14 protein-coding genes are annotated in these 13,824 nt (G+C 65.5%); 7 read left to right on the top strand and 7 right to left on the bottom strand.

Going from position 1 to position 13,824, the window contains the following annotated elements; genetic code table 11:
* Positions 1–127 precede the first annotated feature (127 nt).
* Positions 128–619: a glycine zipper 2TM domain-containing protein gene (locus tag RQI28_RS11875; protein ID WP_311222802.1), complete on the top strand. Its 492-nt coding sequence runs from the start codon at positions 128–130 to the stop codon at positions 617–619.
* A gap of 72 nt (positions 620–691) precedes the next feature.
* On the opposite strand, the gene RQI28_RS11870 is transcribed toward RQI28_RS11875, so the two are convergent.
* Positions 692–1,216, bottom strand: coding sequence for a peptidylprolyl isomerase (locus RQI28_RS11870; protein WP_311222801.1), 525 nt, complete (start codon positions 1,214–1,216; stop codon positions 692–694).
* A 52-nt stretch (positions 1,217–1,268) separates the two neighbouring features.
* On the opposite strand from RQI28_RS11870, the gene RQI28_RS11865 reads away from it, so the two are divergent.
* The 3 genes from RQI28_RS11865 (at position 1,269) to RQI28_RS11855 (ending at position 3,369) form a co-directional block, all read left to right on the top strand.
* Positions 1,269–2,399: a cupin domain-containing protein gene (locus RQI28_RS11865; RefSeq protein WP_311222800.1), complete on the top strand. Its 1,131-nt coding sequence runs from the start codon at positions 1,269–1,271 to the stop codon at positions 2,397–2,399.
* 16 nt (positions 2,400–2,415) lie between these two features.
* A complete protein-coding gene (locus RQI28_RS11860) occupies positions 2,416–2,937 on the top strand; it encodes a hypothetical protein (protein WP_311222799.1) in 522 nt (173 codons plus the stop codon).
* 177 nt (positions 2,938–3,114) lie between these two features.
* Entirely contained in the window at positions 3,115–3,369 is a 255-nt protein-coding gene (locus RQI28_RS11855; protein ID WP_311222798.1) for a hypothetical protein, read from the top strand.
* Between the two features lie 131 nt (positions 3,370–3,500).
* Here RQI28_RS11855 and RQI28_RS11850 read toward each other — a convergent pair whose 3' ends face one another.
* The 6 genes from RQI28_RS11850 to RQI28_RS11825 all read right to left on the bottom strand — a co-directional run bounded on the left by RQI28_RS11850 (position 3,501) and on the right by RQI28_RS11825 (position 8,431).
* Positions 3,501–4,280, bottom strand: coding sequence for an MBL fold metallo-hydrolase (locus RQI28_RS11850; protein ID WP_311222797.1), 780 nt, complete (start codon positions 4,278–4,280; stop codon positions 3,501–3,503).
* A gap of 10 nt (positions 4,281–4,290) precedes the next feature.
* On the bottom strand, positions 4,291–5,379 hold the full coding sequence (bamC, locus tag RQI28_RS11845) for an outer membrane protein assembly factor BamC (protein ID WP_311222796.1): 1,089 nt from the start codon (positions 5,377–5,379) through the stop codon (positions 4,291–4,293).
* Between the two features lie 64 nt (positions 5,380–5,443).
* A complete protein-coding gene (gene dapA, locus RQI28_RS11840) occupies positions 5,444–6,340 on the bottom strand; it encodes a 4-hydroxy-tetrahydrodipicolinate synthase (protein ID WP_311222795.1) in 897 nt (298 codons plus the stop codon).
* Positions 6,341–6,374: 34 nt separating this feature from the next.
* Positions 6,375–6,959, bottom strand: coding sequence for a class I SAM-dependent methyltransferase (locus tag RQI28_RS11835; protein WP_311222794.1), 585 nt, complete (start codon positions 6,957–6,959; stop codon positions 6,375–6,377).
* Positions 6,960–7,028: 69 nt separating this feature from the next.
* On the bottom strand, positions 7,029–7,196 hold the full coding sequence (locus tag RQI28_RS11830) for a hypothetical protein (protein WP_311222793.1): 168 nt from the start codon (positions 7,194–7,196) through the stop codon (positions 7,029–7,031).
* Between the two features lie 11 nt (positions 7,197–7,207).
* The gene (locus RQI28_RS11825) at positions 7,208–8,431 is read right to left on the bottom strand and encodes an MFS transporter (RefSeq protein WP_311222792.1); all 1,224 of its coding nucleotides are present in this window, start codon (positions 8,429–8,431) and stop codon (positions 7,208–7,210) included.
* 106 nt (positions 8,432–8,537) lie between these two features.
* Here RQI28_RS11825 and RQI28_RS11820 point away from each other — a divergent pair, with 106 nt between their 5' ends.
* The 3 genes from RQI28_RS11820 (at position 8,538) to parC (ending at position 13,813) form a co-directional block, all read left to right on the top strand.
* A complete protein-coding gene (locus RQI28_RS11820) occupies positions 8,538–10,526 on the top strand; it encodes a DNA topoisomerase IV subunit B (protein ID WP_311222791.1) in 1,989 nt (662 codons plus the stop codon).
* The gene (locus RQI28_RS11815; protein ID WP_404976902.1) at positions 10,513–11,388 is read left to right on the top strand and encodes a lytic transglycosylase domain-containing protein; all 876 of its coding nucleotides are present in this window, start codon (positions 10,513–10,515) and stop codon (positions 11,386–11,388) included. Before RQI28_RS11820 ends, RQI28_RS11815 begins: the two co-directional genes overlap by 14 nt.
* Before the next feature lie 67 nt (positions 11,389–11,455).
* Positions 11,456–13,813 carry a DNA topoisomerase IV subunit A gene (gene parC, locus RQI28_RS11810; protein ID WP_311222790.1) on the top strand — a complete coding sequence of 786 codons (2,358 nt, stop codon included), beginning with the start codon at positions 11,456–11,458 and terminating at the stop codon, positions 13,811–13,813.
* Positions 13,814–13,824 lie beyond the last annotated feature (11 nt).

The following is a 13,824-nucleotide window of genomic DNA, read 5'->3' as shown; positions in this document are numbered from 1 at the left end:
ACTCGCTGTAAGGCCATGGACTACGAGATGGACGCGTGCCGGCCGGCACCTACGCAAGTGTGTGCAATGGTTCAATCGGTCAACGCTTAGGCCTCGTCGGCCATTGCACTGATAAAGGAGTTCACACATGCGTACCTCATCCCGCCTCGCCACTCTGGCTGCTTCCGTGGTCGTAGCAGGCTCGTTGGCTGCTTGCGCTCAGCAGCCTCGTTATCCTGAATATCAGTCGCAACAGCCGACTCAGGTCTATAACAACGCGCCCGTGGCCAACAATCAATATGGCACCGAGTTCGGCACCGTGTCCAACATCGAGACGCTGCAGAGCAAGCCCCGCACCAGCGGCGCTGGTGCAGTACTTGGCGCCGTGGTAGGCGGCGTGCTGGGTAATCAAATCGGCGGCGGCAGCGGTCGTGCGGCAGCCACTGTGATTGGCGCCGTCGGCGGTGGTGTGGCTGGCAATGCCATTGAAGGACGTGGCGGCAGCGGTGGTGTTGAGGGCTATCGCCTTGTCATCAACCTGGACCAGGGCGGACAACGCGTCTACGAGGTCGCGTCGCCTGGTGACCTGCGTACCGGCGACCGAGTTCGTCTGAATGGCGGTCAGATCTCGCGCCAGTAAACGACCGGATCCTTCCATCGTCCCCGGGTTGCCTGGGGATAAACAACGGGCCTTGTGGGGCCCGTTGTCATTTCAGTGCAGATGACTACCGTCGGACTCTGCAGGCTGTATGCGAAAAAAGCCTGTGCCGGCCGTTCCGCGTGCTATCTCTTCGTCCGTCGCTTCCCGCACAGATTGCACCACCAGGTGCAGCCGAAGCGCAATGCCCGCAAGCGGGTGATTGCCGTCCAGCACCACGTGGTCCGGGTACAGCTGTGACACTGTGTAGAGCGCATCGCGTGGAGCTTGCGGGTTGCTGCCCTCTGGCAACGCGGCGCCTTCAAAGGTCATACCTTCTTCGATTTCCTTGGGGAACAGCGAGCGTGGCTCCAGAAACAGCAACTGTTCCTGGTACTCGCCGAACGCTTCTTCAGGCTCCAGGTGCAGATCGAGCTGGGCGCCGGCCACATGGCCCTGCAAGGCCTCTTGCACCCGCTCCAGCAGATCGTCGCCTCCGACAAAAAATTCGACCGGATCGTCGAGCACATCCAGTTCTTCGCCCAGCGTGTCTTTCAAGACCCAGGTCAAAGCGACCACACATTGTTGTTTGATTTCCATAGGAGAATTGTCGCAGTTTGACCACCGCCGCGAATGCGGCCGCACCGATCCCATGGATGTCCAATCGCCTTTGCCTCTGCTTGGAGGCCTCACGCCAGCGCAATTCATGCGCACCTACTGGCACAAGAAGCCACTGCTGGTGAGGCAGGCGATTGCCGGTTTCCAGCCGCCGGTACGCCGTGCCGACTTGTTCGCGCTGGCCGGCACGGAAGGCGTTGAATCGCGTCTGGTGCAGTTGCGCAAGGGCCAATGGCTGCTGCGCCACGGGCCTTTTGCGCGTCGATCTCTGCCCGCGTTGCAGACGCCCGACTGGACGCTGCTGGTGCAGGGCGTTGACCTGCACGACGATGCTACGCACGCGTTGATGCAGCAGTTCCGGTTCGTGCCCGAGGCGCGGCTCGATGATCTGATGATCAGCTATGCCAGCGACGGCGGAGGTGTCGGACCGCATTTCGACAGCTACGACGTGTTCCTGCTGCAGGCCCATGGGCGGCGCCGCTGGCGCATCGGACGGCAGAAGGACTTCACCCTGCGCGAAGGCATTCCTCTCAAGGTGCTCGAACATTTCGAGCCGGAACAGGAGTTCGTGCTGGAGCCCGGTGACATGCTGTACTTGCCGCCCCGTTGGGCACACGACGGTGTTGCCGAAGGCGAGTGCATGACCTATTCCATTGGGTTTCGATCGCCCAATCGGGCTGACGTGGCGCAGAACATTCTGCTGCGCCTGGCCGACGAAGCCACCGACGACGAAGGTACGCCCATCTATCGCGACCCGCGCCAGGAGGCTGTGGGCCAACCCGGGGCCATTCCCGAAGCTTTGCAGACCTTCGCTCGCGATGCGGTGCGTCGTGCGTTGGCCGACCTGCATTCGGTGGAGCGTGCGTTGGGCGAGTCGCTGACCGAGCCCAAGTCCAACGTCTGGTTCGAACCGGCGCCGCCCAGCGGTTTGCTGGAAGGTGTCACCCTGGACCGGCGCACCCGCATGATGTACGACCAGCGCCATGTGTTCATCAACGGCGAAAGCTACCGCGCTGCGGGTCGCGACGCCACGTTGATGCGCCGTCTGGCCGACGAGCGCACCCTGAGCGCGCGCGATCTGGCCAAGGCGAGCGACGATGCGCTCGAGTTGCTGTCTTCATGGTGCGACAGCGGCTGGGCACATGCTCAGGCGTCTCAGGCCTGACCGAAACACAGCCGCCATGAGCGATTCCATGATTCCCGAACCTCCGGCAGCCCCCGTGCTCCCCGAAGGCCGATTCGTGGGACGGGAGGATTTTCGCCAGCTGGTGCGCGATGCGCTGGCTTGCGCCGCACGCGAAGGCTGGACAGAGATCGTGCTCAGCGATCCGGACTTTCACGACTGGCCGCTGGGCGAACGGGCAGTCGCCGAATCGCTGCAGGCTTGGGCTCGCGCCGGACGCACGTGCACGTTGCTGGCTGCAGACTTTGGCGCGGTGCTGCGCCAGCATGCCCGCTTCGTGCAGTGGCGCACCAGGTGGGGCCACCTTATTCACTGCCGCAAGGCGTCATGTACCCGACCGATAGAGGTGCCCAGCGCGCTGTGGGCTCCGGGATGGGGCCTGCACCGGCTGGATGCAGAGCGTTGCGTGGGCGTGTCTGGCACAGAGCCCGACAGACGCGTGCTGTTGCGCGAGTCGCTCGATGAGTGGCTTTTGCGCAAGAGCGGGCCGGGTTTTCCCGCCACTACGCTCGGTCTCTGACGCGGAGGTTGCAGCAATGCCCCGTCAGTGTTAGTCAGTATTGACGAAACTCCCTATAATTTCCTGTTGGCATTTACAACCACACACGCCACTGGGCGTGCCCGGCCAACCGGACCGCTGCAAGAGGTGGACGTGTGGCCAATCAAAGAATCCCGTTTGTCCAAGAGGAAACCTGAAATGAAGAATTCCGTCGTTCTGGCCGCTTTGATCGCTGCTGCTGCCCTGGCCGCCTGTGGCAAGAAGGAAGAACCCGCTCCTGCACCGGCTCCTGCCGCTGTGGAAGTGCCCGCACCCGTTGTGACGCCCGCTGCTTCCGCGCCCGTTGCTCCCGCATCGGCTGCCATGGCGCCTGCCGCTCCTTCTTCCGACGCTGCCAAGGCCGCTGCAGACGCTGCTGCTGCTGCCGCTACCGGCGCTTCCGCCGCCAAGTAAATTGGACAGACTCCGCCGCGGGTGCAAGCCCGGGGTTGGACTCCAAGCCCCGTACTTTACGTCGGGGCTTTTTTTTGCCTATAGGTTTCTGTCTTTCATCTCTCTCGGGCGATTAACGCAAGGAGGCGGAGCTAGCCGGCTTCGATCCAGCCCGTACCTTCGCGCGGGTGTGCCACATCCACCGCCTCCGCGGGCCAACCCAGGGCTTCGGCCAGTGCTGCGCGTGCCAGATCGGGATGGTTGTTCTGCGCGCTCAAGTGGGCTGCGACCACGCGGCGCAGGCCCGCATGGCGCACCGCGCGCAGGATGTCGGCCGATACGTGATTGGGCAGATGGCCAAAACGGCCGCTGATGCGGCGCTTCAAAAAGGCCGGATATGCGGACGCTTGCAGCATGTCCGTGTCGTGGTTCGATTCCAGGAGCAGCGCATGGCAGCCACGCAGTTGCTCCAGCACATGGTCTGACGCGTGGCCCAGGTCGGTCAGCAAGCCCACATGCGTCGCACCGTCGCTGCAACGCAAGTGCAGGGGTTCGCGCGCATCGTGCGGCACGGTGAAAGGACGCGCTTCAAACGCACCCAGGTCGATGGGCTCGCCATCGCGGGCAATGCGCAGCAGTCCATCGAAATCAGGCGCGCCGATGGCTTCATAGGTGCCGTGGCTCATCCACACCGGCACGCGGTGGCGCAGGGCGAGTTTCTGAACGCAGCCGATGTGGTCAGAGTGTTCATGGGTGATGAACACGGCGTTGAGCTGGGCGAGCGCGATGCCCGCCGCGCCCAACCGCCCTTCCAGTGTGCGAATGCCCAGACCGCAATCGACCAACAGACGGCGGGACTGTCCGCCAGTGCTGCCTTCGATCAGCGTGGCATTGCCGGTGCTGCCGCTCGCCAGGTTCCGAAACCGCAGCACCGTGGTCGAGTTACTTCAGGTCGTCCGCCAGCACGCGCACGATGCGCTGTGCGTTGTCGGACGATTCGGGCGCGCCCGCAGCGTTGAGTACAGACACCGTGCTTTGGTTGCCTTCGCTGCGCACCACGATGCGGTACTTCAGCGGTGGCACGGCGTCCGGCGAACGGTTGAAGATCTTGCCGAAGAAGCCTTGTTCCTTCTTGTCGGTAGGCGCCACGTATCGCACGAAGTAAACGCCTTGGCTGCGGTCACGGTCTTCCACGGTGAAGCCGGTACGGTCGAGCGACAGGCCGACGCGGCGCCATGCGCGGTCGAACGGTTCGTCGATCTGCACCACCGGAGCGCCGGCCACTGCTGCGATGCGGGCGGTAGGCACGGCCTGGGCGGGTGCTGCAGCAATCGCACGGGACTGCTCTTCGCTCACGCCGAGCTTGACCATCAGGCGGCGCAGGAACTCGGTTTCCAGCTCGGGGTCGGCCGGGCGGGGTTGCCACACGGTGCTGTCCTTCTGGGTGTTGGAATAAACCTCGACCATGCCGCGGTGGCTCACGAAGATTTCGGTGCCGCCGTTGCCGCTGCGCTCCAGGCGGGTGCGGAACTTGTCGCGCTCGCCCGTGGAATAGACGGAGTCGAAGATCTTGCCGATGGTGGATCGGATGATGTCCTGTGGCAGCTTGGCGCGGTTCTCGGCCCAGTCGGTTTCCAGCAGGCCCAGATTGGCCTGTTCGGTGGTGTAGACGAAGCCGTTTTCCAGCCAGAAGTCGCGCACGGGCTCCCACAGCTGATCGGCCGGGCGGTTGACGACCAGCCAGCGCTGGTTGCCGTCGCGCTCGATGCGCACGTCGCCGATGGTCTGCGGCGCTGCGTTGGCCTTGCCGACAGGGCGTTGCGCCTGGCCGGCTTCGAAGGCCGCGGCAGACACGGGGCCGCCAGGCACGACGTAGCGGGAATCGGTGGAGATCTGACGCAGGTCGGGCGGCACCTCCAGCGTGGAGCCCTTGGTGGCGCTCTTGTAGTCGATCTTGTCGTTTTCCAGAACGGAGCAGGCAGACAGGGCCATGGCAAGGCCAAGCAGGCCCAGGCGAGTAGTAGCGTTCACGCGAAAATCCTCTTGTGATCTGAGAGTGCCGAAGCGGGCAGGTACGTGCTGCAAAGGTGGCGGATTAAAGCAGACCGGCGGCGCGCAGGGCGCCCTCGACGATGGACTCGTTGGATTCAGCGAGCGGCGTCATGGGCAAACGCAGCGTTCCGCCGCAGCGGCCCATGCGTTGCAGCGCCCACTTCACGGGGATGGGGTTGGCCTCGACGAACAGGTGCTTGTGCACAGGCAGCAGGCTGAACTGGATTTCCATAGCGCGGCGCACGTCGCCCGCCAAGGCCGCAACGCAGAGCTGGTGCATCAGGCGCGGCGCCACGTTGGCCGTCACGCTGATGTTGCCCTGGCCGCCACACAGCATCAGTGCCACGGCGGTCGGGTCGTCGCCGGAATACACCGCGAAGCCCTTGGGCACTTCGCGGATCAGCCACTGCGCACGCTCGATGTTGCCGGTGGCTTCCTTGATTCCGATGATGCCGGGTACCTTGGCCAGGCGCAGCACCGTGTCGTGCAGCATATCGGCCACGGTGCGGCCGGGCACGTTGTAGAGCACGATGGGCAGGTCGCCCACGGCTTCGGCAATCGCCTTGAAGTGCTGGTACTGGCCCTCTTGCGTGGGCTTGTTGTAGTAGGGCACCACCTGCAGTTGCGTGTCGGCGCCCACCTTTTTGGCGAAGCGAGCCAGCTCGATGGCCTCTGCCGTGGAGTTGGCACCGCAGCCGGCCATGATGGGCACGCGCCCCGCAGCCTGTTCGACAGAGACGCGAATGATCTCGCAATGCTCTTCGACATTGACGGTGGGCGATTCGCCCGTCGTGCCCACGACGCCGATGCAGTCGGTGCCTTCGGCGACATGCCAGTCGATCAGTTGGCGCAGTGTGGGGTAGTCCACGCTGCCGTCCTCGTGCATGGGAGTGACGAGGGCGACGATGCTGCCGGTGAGAGGAGCGCTGGGAAGGGTCATGTCCGCGTGGTGAAACGGTAAAAGAGCATTCTAACTAGGGAGCCTGCCGTGCAGCAGCCCCTTGCGGGACCAGCGGGTGACGGCTTGCGGCGGCGCCGTGCTGCTCGCGGACGGCGGCGATGCGTTGCACGAATCGCTCGGGCGATGCAAGCCAGCCATCTTCAAATGCCACGGTACGCAGACCCTCGCAGGCGCCCAGCAGTTCCCCGGGCGCTAGAAGAAATTCGGGCCGCGCCGGCCGGCCGACGGTTTCATTGCCTGCCGCGAAGGTCTCGTACAGCAGCACGCCGCCAGGCGCCACGCTGGCGATCAGCGTGGGCAGCAGCGGCCTCCATAGGTAGTTGGTGACGATGACCGCGCCGAACTGGCGCCCGGCCAGCGGCCACGGGCCTGATTCGATGTCGACGCACACAGTTTCGACGGGCGGCTGCAGCGTGGCGAGTGGTGCCAATGCTTCTTGCGACCGGTCGACGCCGGTGACCGCATGCCCCAGCGCGTGCAGCCAGCGCACATGCCGGCCGGCGCCGCAGGCCACGTCGAGCACGCTGCCGCGCTCGGGCATCAGGTGCGCCCAGCGCGTGATCCATTCGGAAGGGGCTCCGTCGCCGTGACTCTTCATGCTATTGTTTTTATAGCTGCTTGCGCTTATGGATCAAGCGCTGGAGGCCGTTTTGATACAGATGGCGTGTCAGAAGCACGCCCAAACCTGATCGGCCATCATGACGACGAAATCCGGCTCCGCGTACAGCATGAACACCACCACCAGCACCGCGGCACCCAGGGTCCATCCCGCCCAGCGGCCGAAGCGCTGGCGGCGCGAGGGCGCGGCGGTGGAGTGGTGCAGAGCGGATGACATGTTTTTTCAGTTCAGGCGGGTTGCGGCTGGCGCGCGATGGGCGCTTCACGCACCGGCAGGTTCACGAGCCCGGCGAAGACGCCCAGTGCAATCGACAGATACCAGACCACATCGTAGCTGCCAGTACGGTCATATAGATAGCCGCCCAGCCACACGCCCAGAAAGCTGCCGATCTGGTGGCTGAAGAACACGAAGCCGCTCAGCATCGACAGATGCTGCACGCCGAAGATCTGCGCCACGGTGGCGTTGGTTGGCGGCACGGTGGACAGCCACAGCGCACCCATCACGGCCGAGAACACATAGACCGACATGGGCGTCAGCGGCACCATCAGGAAGACGCTGATCGCCACCACACGGCCAAAGTAGATGAACGACAGGATGTAGCGCTTCTGAATTCGCTGGCCCAGCGTGCCGGCCAAGTAGGTGCCGAAGATGTTGAACAGCCCTATCAGCGCCAGCGCATAGCTGGCCACCTGCGGCGACAGGCCGTGGTCCTTCAAGTAACTGGGCATGTGCACGCCGATGAACACCACCTGAAAGCCGCAGACGAAGTAACCCGCCGTCAGCAGCAGGAAGCTGGGATAGCGCAGCGCCTCGCCCACCGCCTGGCCGATGGACTGTTTGCGCGGGCTGGCCGCGCCGCCGGGCGCGTTGCCAAAGCCGGGTTCGCGCAGGCCGAAGGCCAGCGGCACGATCAGCAGCACCAGCATGGACAGCGCCAGCAGCGCTTCTTGCCAGCCGAACTGCGCGATGAGCTGGCCTTCGACCGGCACCATCAGAAACTGCCCAAACGAGCCCGCCGCCGCCGTCACGCCCATGGCCCAAGAGCGCCGCTCCGGCGCGATCTGCCTGCCCAGCACGCCGTAAATGACGGCGTAGGTCGTGCCGGCCTGCGCCGCGCCGATGAGCACGCCCGCTGTCAACGCAAAGGTCACTGGTGTGGGCGACAGCGCCATGCCGGCCAGGCCCAGCGCGTAGAGCAGCGCGCCGCCCATCAGCACACGAAACGCGCCGAACCGGTCGGCCGCCATGCCCGCAAAGATGCCGAACACGCCCCAGGCGATGTTCTGCACCGCGATCGCCAGCGCGAAGGTCTGGCGCGTCCAGCCCATCTCCTGCGTGATCGGCTGCAGCCACAGGCCAAAGCCGTGGCGGATGCCCATCGACAGCGTGACGATGGCGGCACCGCACAGCAGCACCTGCACCACGGGCAGTTTTTGTGTTTCTTTATGCATCCGGCGACTTTAGCCAAAACGGTGTGGCTGCGCTCGCTCGTCTGCTGGCATTGAAAGAAAGGTGTGGCGGGGCTGTGGTTATATCCAGCTACTACAATCCGCCGCCATGGCAGTCAAACCCGCATCCGCATCCGCTTCCACCAGCGAATATTCAGAAGGCTCGATCCGCGTTCTCAAGGGCCTGGAGCCCGTCAAGCAGCGTCCGGGCATGTACACCCGCACCGACAACCCGCTGCACATCATTCAGGAAGTGCTGGACAACGCCGCTGACGAGGCGCTGGCCGGCCACGGCAAAAAGATCAAGGTCACGCTGCATGCCGACGGCTCGGTGGGCATCGAAGACGACGGCCGGGGCATTCCCTTCGGCCTGCATCCGGAAGAAAAGGCGCCCGTCATCGAACTGGTGTTCACGCGGCTGCATGCCGGCGGCAAGTTCGACAAGGGCAAGGGCGGTGCCTACAGCTTTTCGGGCGGCCTGCATGGCGTGGGCGTGTCGGTCACCAATGCGCTGTCGCTGCGGCTGGAAGCCAGCACGCACCGCGAAGGCCAGATGGCGCAACTCGTCTTCCAGGGCGGCGACGTCACCGAGCCGCTGACGTCACGCCCGCTGGCTGCGGGCGAGCGCAAGCAGGGCACTACCGTGCGCGTGTGGCCCGATCCGAAGTACTTCGAGACCCCGGTTCTGCCGATGGCGGAGTTGACTCATCTGCTGCGCAGCAAGGCGGTACTGATGCCCGGCGTGACGGTGACGCTGGTCAACGAGAAAACCAAGGACGTGCAGACCTGGCAGTACAAGGGCGGTCTTCGCGACTACCTGGCGCAAACGCTGCATGCCGACCCGGTGATTCCGCTCTTCGAGGGCGAAGGCTTTGCCGACCGGAACCACGAAAGCTTTGCCGAAGGCGAGGGCGCCTCCTGGTGCGTGGGCTTCACCGACGAAGGCGCGCCGGTGCGCGAGAGCTACGTCAACCTGATTCCAACCAGCGCAGGCGGCACGCACGACGCAGGCCTGCGCGACGGCCTCTTCAACGCGGTCAAGAGCTTCATCGAACTGCATTCGCTGTTGCCCAAGGGCGTGAAACTGCTGCCCGAGGACGTGTTTGCACGCGCTTCGTACGTGCTGTCGGCCAAGGTGCTGGACCCGCAGTTTCAGGGCCAGGTGAAGGAAAAGCTCAATTCGCGCGACGCCGTGCGGCTGGTGTCGAGCTTCGTGCGTCCGTCGCTCGAACTCTGGCTGCACCAGCACGTCGAGTACGGCAAGAAGCTGGCAGAACTCGCCATCAAGGCCGCGCAGACGCGCCAGAAGGCCGGCCAGAAGGTCGAAAAGCGCAAGGGCTCCGGCGTGGCCGTGCTGCCCGGCAAGCTGACCGACTGCGAAAGCCGCGACCTGTCGCACAACGAAGTGTTTCTGGTGGAGGGCGACTCTGCCGGCGGCAGCGCCAAGATGGGCCGCGACAAGGAATGCCAGGCCGTGCTGCCGCTGCGCGGCAAGGTGCTCAACACCTGGGAGGTCGACCGCGACCGGCTCTTTGCCAACAATGAAATCCACGACATCTCGGTGGCGCTGGGGGTGGACCCGCACGGGCCCGAAGACACGCCCGACCTGTCGGGCCTGCGCTACGGCAAGGTCTGCATCCTGAGCGATGCCGACGTGGACGGCTCGCACATCCAGGTGCTGCTGCTCACCTTGTTCTTTCGCCACTTTCCCAAGCTCATCGAGACGGGCCACATCTACGTGGCGCGCCCACCGCTCTTTCGGGTGGACGTGCCCGCGCGCGGCAAGAAGCCGGCGTCGAAGGTGTATGCGCTGGACGAGGGTGAGCTGGAAGCCATTCTCGACAAGAGCGTCAAGGACGGCGTGGCGCGCGAGAAGTGCCAGATCAGCCGCTTCAAGGGCCTGGGCGAGATGAATGCCGAGCAGCTGTGGGAAACCACGCTCAACCCCGACACCCGCCGCCTGCTGCCCGTGCAACTGGGCGCGATGGACTTTGCCGCCACGGCAGGCCTCATCACCAAGCTGATGGGCAAGGGCGAGGCCGCCGCCCGGCGCGAGCTGATGGAACTGCACGGCGACGCCGTGGATGTGGACATCTGACATGGCTGCGCAGCGCGGCCAGCCCAGCTTGGTGCGGTGTGCGCTGCGCGGCGGTGCGGCGTGGGCGGAGCGTGTTTGGGGTGTTTTTGGCCTCTCGCGCTTGATGTGCCTGGGGTTGTTGCTATGGTTTTTGCAGCAATCGGCCCATGCCGACCTGTGGGCTCACGTCGATGAACGCGGCGTGACGCACTTCGCGGCCGAGCGCGTCGACGAGCGCTACACGCTGTACTTCCGTGGCGACGTGTTCGATTCCGCCATCGATGGACGCTCGGCCGGCACCGGCATCGTGCTGCCTGACTCGGCGCCCTCGGCCACGGCGGCGGGCGTGCGGCGGCTGGCGTATTTCGACATCGCCCCGGAGGTCAAGCGCGTCAAGCACCATCTGCGCGCCTCGGCCACGCAGCAGGGGCTCGATTACGAGTTGCTGCAGGCAGTAATCGCGACCGAATCAGGCTTCGACGCGCTGGCCGTGTCGCCGCGCGGTGCCGTGGGCCTGATGCAGGTGATGCCGGCCACGGCCGAACGCTTCGGCGTTGCGCGCGCGCCGCGCCGCACCATCGAGCAGCAGCTCGCCGACCCGGCCACCAACGTGGCCGCCGGCGCGCGCTACCTGCGGCATTTGATCGATCTGTTCGAAGGCCGGCTCGACCTGGCCCTGGCCGCCTACAACGCCGGCGAAGGCGCCGTGCGGCGCGCGGGCGACCGCATTCCGGCCTATCGCGAAACGCAGAATTACGTCAAGAGCGTGCTGGGGCTCTATGCCCTGCTGAAGCCGCCGCTGGCCCAGCCGGCCGCGCGCGCCGCCGGCGGCCGCGTGCGCATGGAACTGGCCGGCCCCGCAGCCCTGCCCGATCCGCGCTGATTGTTCGTGAACGACATCGCGGCGCACTGAAGGCCGTTTTCTTTCCTTTCCCTCATTTCCCCGACGCATGAGCGACAACGACCAACCCACTCTCGATCTCTCTCAGCCCGAGTCCGACGACAACCCGAGCCTGGCCAGTTACGCCCAACGTGCGTATCTGGAATACGCGCTCTCGGTGGTCAAGGGCCGTGCGCTGCCCGATGTGTGCGACGGCATGAAGCCGGTGCAGCGGCGCATTCTGTTTGCGATGGAGCGCATGGGCCTGGCCTACAGCGGCCCCACGCGCAACGTAGCCGCCAAGCCTGTCAAGAGCGCCCGCGTGGTGGGCGACGTGCTGGGCCGCTTTCACCCGCACGGCGACCAGTCGGCCTACGACGCGCTGGTGCGCCTGGCGCAGGACTTCAACCAGCGGTACCCGCTGATCGACGGCCAGGGCAACTTCGGCAGCCGCGACGGCGACGGCGCGGCGGCCATGCGCTACACCGAGGCGCGGCTGACGCGCATCGCCGGCCTGCTGCTCGACGAGATCGACCAGGGCACCGTGGACTTCGTGCCCAACTACGACGGCTCGACCGAAGAGCCGCGCCAGTTGCCCGCGCGCCTGCCGTTTGCTGTGCTCAACGGCGCCAGCGGCATCGCCGTGGGCCTGGCGACGGAAATCCCCAGCCACAACCTGCGCGAAGTGGCGGACGCCTGCGTGGCGTTGGTCAAGAACCCCAAGCTCAGCGACGACGAGCTGTTCGCGTTCATCCCCGGCCCGGACTATCCGGGCGGCGGCCAGATCATCAGCAGCACCGGCGACATTCAGGACGCCTACCGAACGGGGCGGGGCAGCCTGAAGGTGCGCGCGCGCTGGAAGATCGAAGACCTGGCGCGCGGCCAGTGGCAGCTGGTGGTCACCGAGCTGCCGCCGGGCGTGTCCACGCAGAAGGTGCTGGAAGAGATCGAGGAGCTGACCAACCCCAAGGTCAAAGCTGGCAAGAAGGCCTTGAGTGCTGAGCAGGTGCAGCTCAAGGCCACGGTGCTGGGCGTGCTGGACGTGGTGCGCGACGAGTCGAGCAAGGACGCGCCCGTGCGCCTGGTGTTCGAGCCCAAGACCGGCCGCGTGCCGCAGCAGGAGCTCATCACCTCGCTGCTGGCGCACACCAGCCTGGAAACGTCGTCGCCCATCAACCTGACGATGGTGGGCCTGGACGGCAGACCCACGCAGAAGTCGCTGCGCCGCATGCTGCAGGAGTGGGTCGACTTCCGCCAGCAGACCATCACGCGGCGCAGCCAGCACCGGCTGGCCAAGGTGCTGGACCGCGTACACATCCTCGAAGGGCGGCAGGTCGTGCTGCTCAACATCGACGAGGTGATCGCCATCATCCGCGCGGCGGACGAGCCCAAGGCGGCGCTGATCGCACGCTTTGGCCTATCGGACAGGCAGGCCGAAGACATCCTTGAAATTCGCCTGCGGCAGCTCGCGCGGCTCGAAGCTATCAAGATCGAGCAGGAACTGAAAGAGCTGCGCGAAGAGCAGGGCAAGCTCGAAGACATTTTGGGCAATCCCGCATCGCTGCGGCGCTTGATGGCCAAGGAGATTGAGCAGGACGCCAAGCAGTTCGCCGACCCGCGCCGCACCCTCATCCAGGCCGAGAAAAAGGCCGTGGCCGAAGTGAAGGTGGTGGACGAGCCCGTCACCGTGGTGGTGTCGCAAAAAGGCTGGGTGCGCGCGCGCCAGGGCCACGGGCACGACGCGGCCAGCTTCGCGTTCAAGGCGGGCGACGGGCTCTATGGCACCTTCGAATGCCGCACGGTCGACACCCTCATCACCTTCGGCAGCAACGGGCGCGTGTATTCGGTGGCCGTGGCGCAATTGCCGGGCGCGCGCAGCGACGGCCAGCCCATCACCACGTTGATCGAGCTGGAAAGCGGCACGCAGCCACTGCATTTCTTCGCCGGGCCGGCGGGCGCGGCGCTGCTGCTGGCCAGCTCGGGCGGCTATGGCTTCATCGCCGCCGTCGAACACATGACCGCGCGCAACCGCGGCGGCAAGGCCTTCATCACGCTGGCCGAAGGCGAGCAGCTGTGCAAACCTTCGCATGCGGCCATCACCAACGGCGGCCAGCCGCTGGCGCCGGCCACGCACGTGTGCTGTGCCTCCACGGGCGGACGGGTCCTGACCTTCGAGATCACCGAGCTCAAGCAGATGGCCAACGGCGGCCGGGGCCTGATGCTGATCGACCTGGAAGACAAGGACACGCTGGCCGGCGCGGCCGCGTACACGCGCAGCGTGCGCATTGCCGGCGTGGGCCGTGGCGGCAAAGAGCGCGAGGAAACGCTGGAGATCCGCAGCCTGAACAACGCTCGCTTCCCGCGCGGGCGCAAGGGCAAGGCGGCTGATTTGGGGTTCAAGCCTGCGTCGGTCAGCCGCGTGGAATAGCGCCAGCGACG

Origin of the sequence: Acidovorax sp. WCS2018Noco2-16 (assembly GCF_031843945.1) — a bacterium.
Taxonomy (GTDB): domain Bacteria; phylum Pseudomonadota; class Gammaproteobacteria; order Burkholderiales; family Burkholderiaceae_C; genus Paracidovorax.
This window is presented reverse-complemented; position numbering and strand designations above follow the sequence as displayed.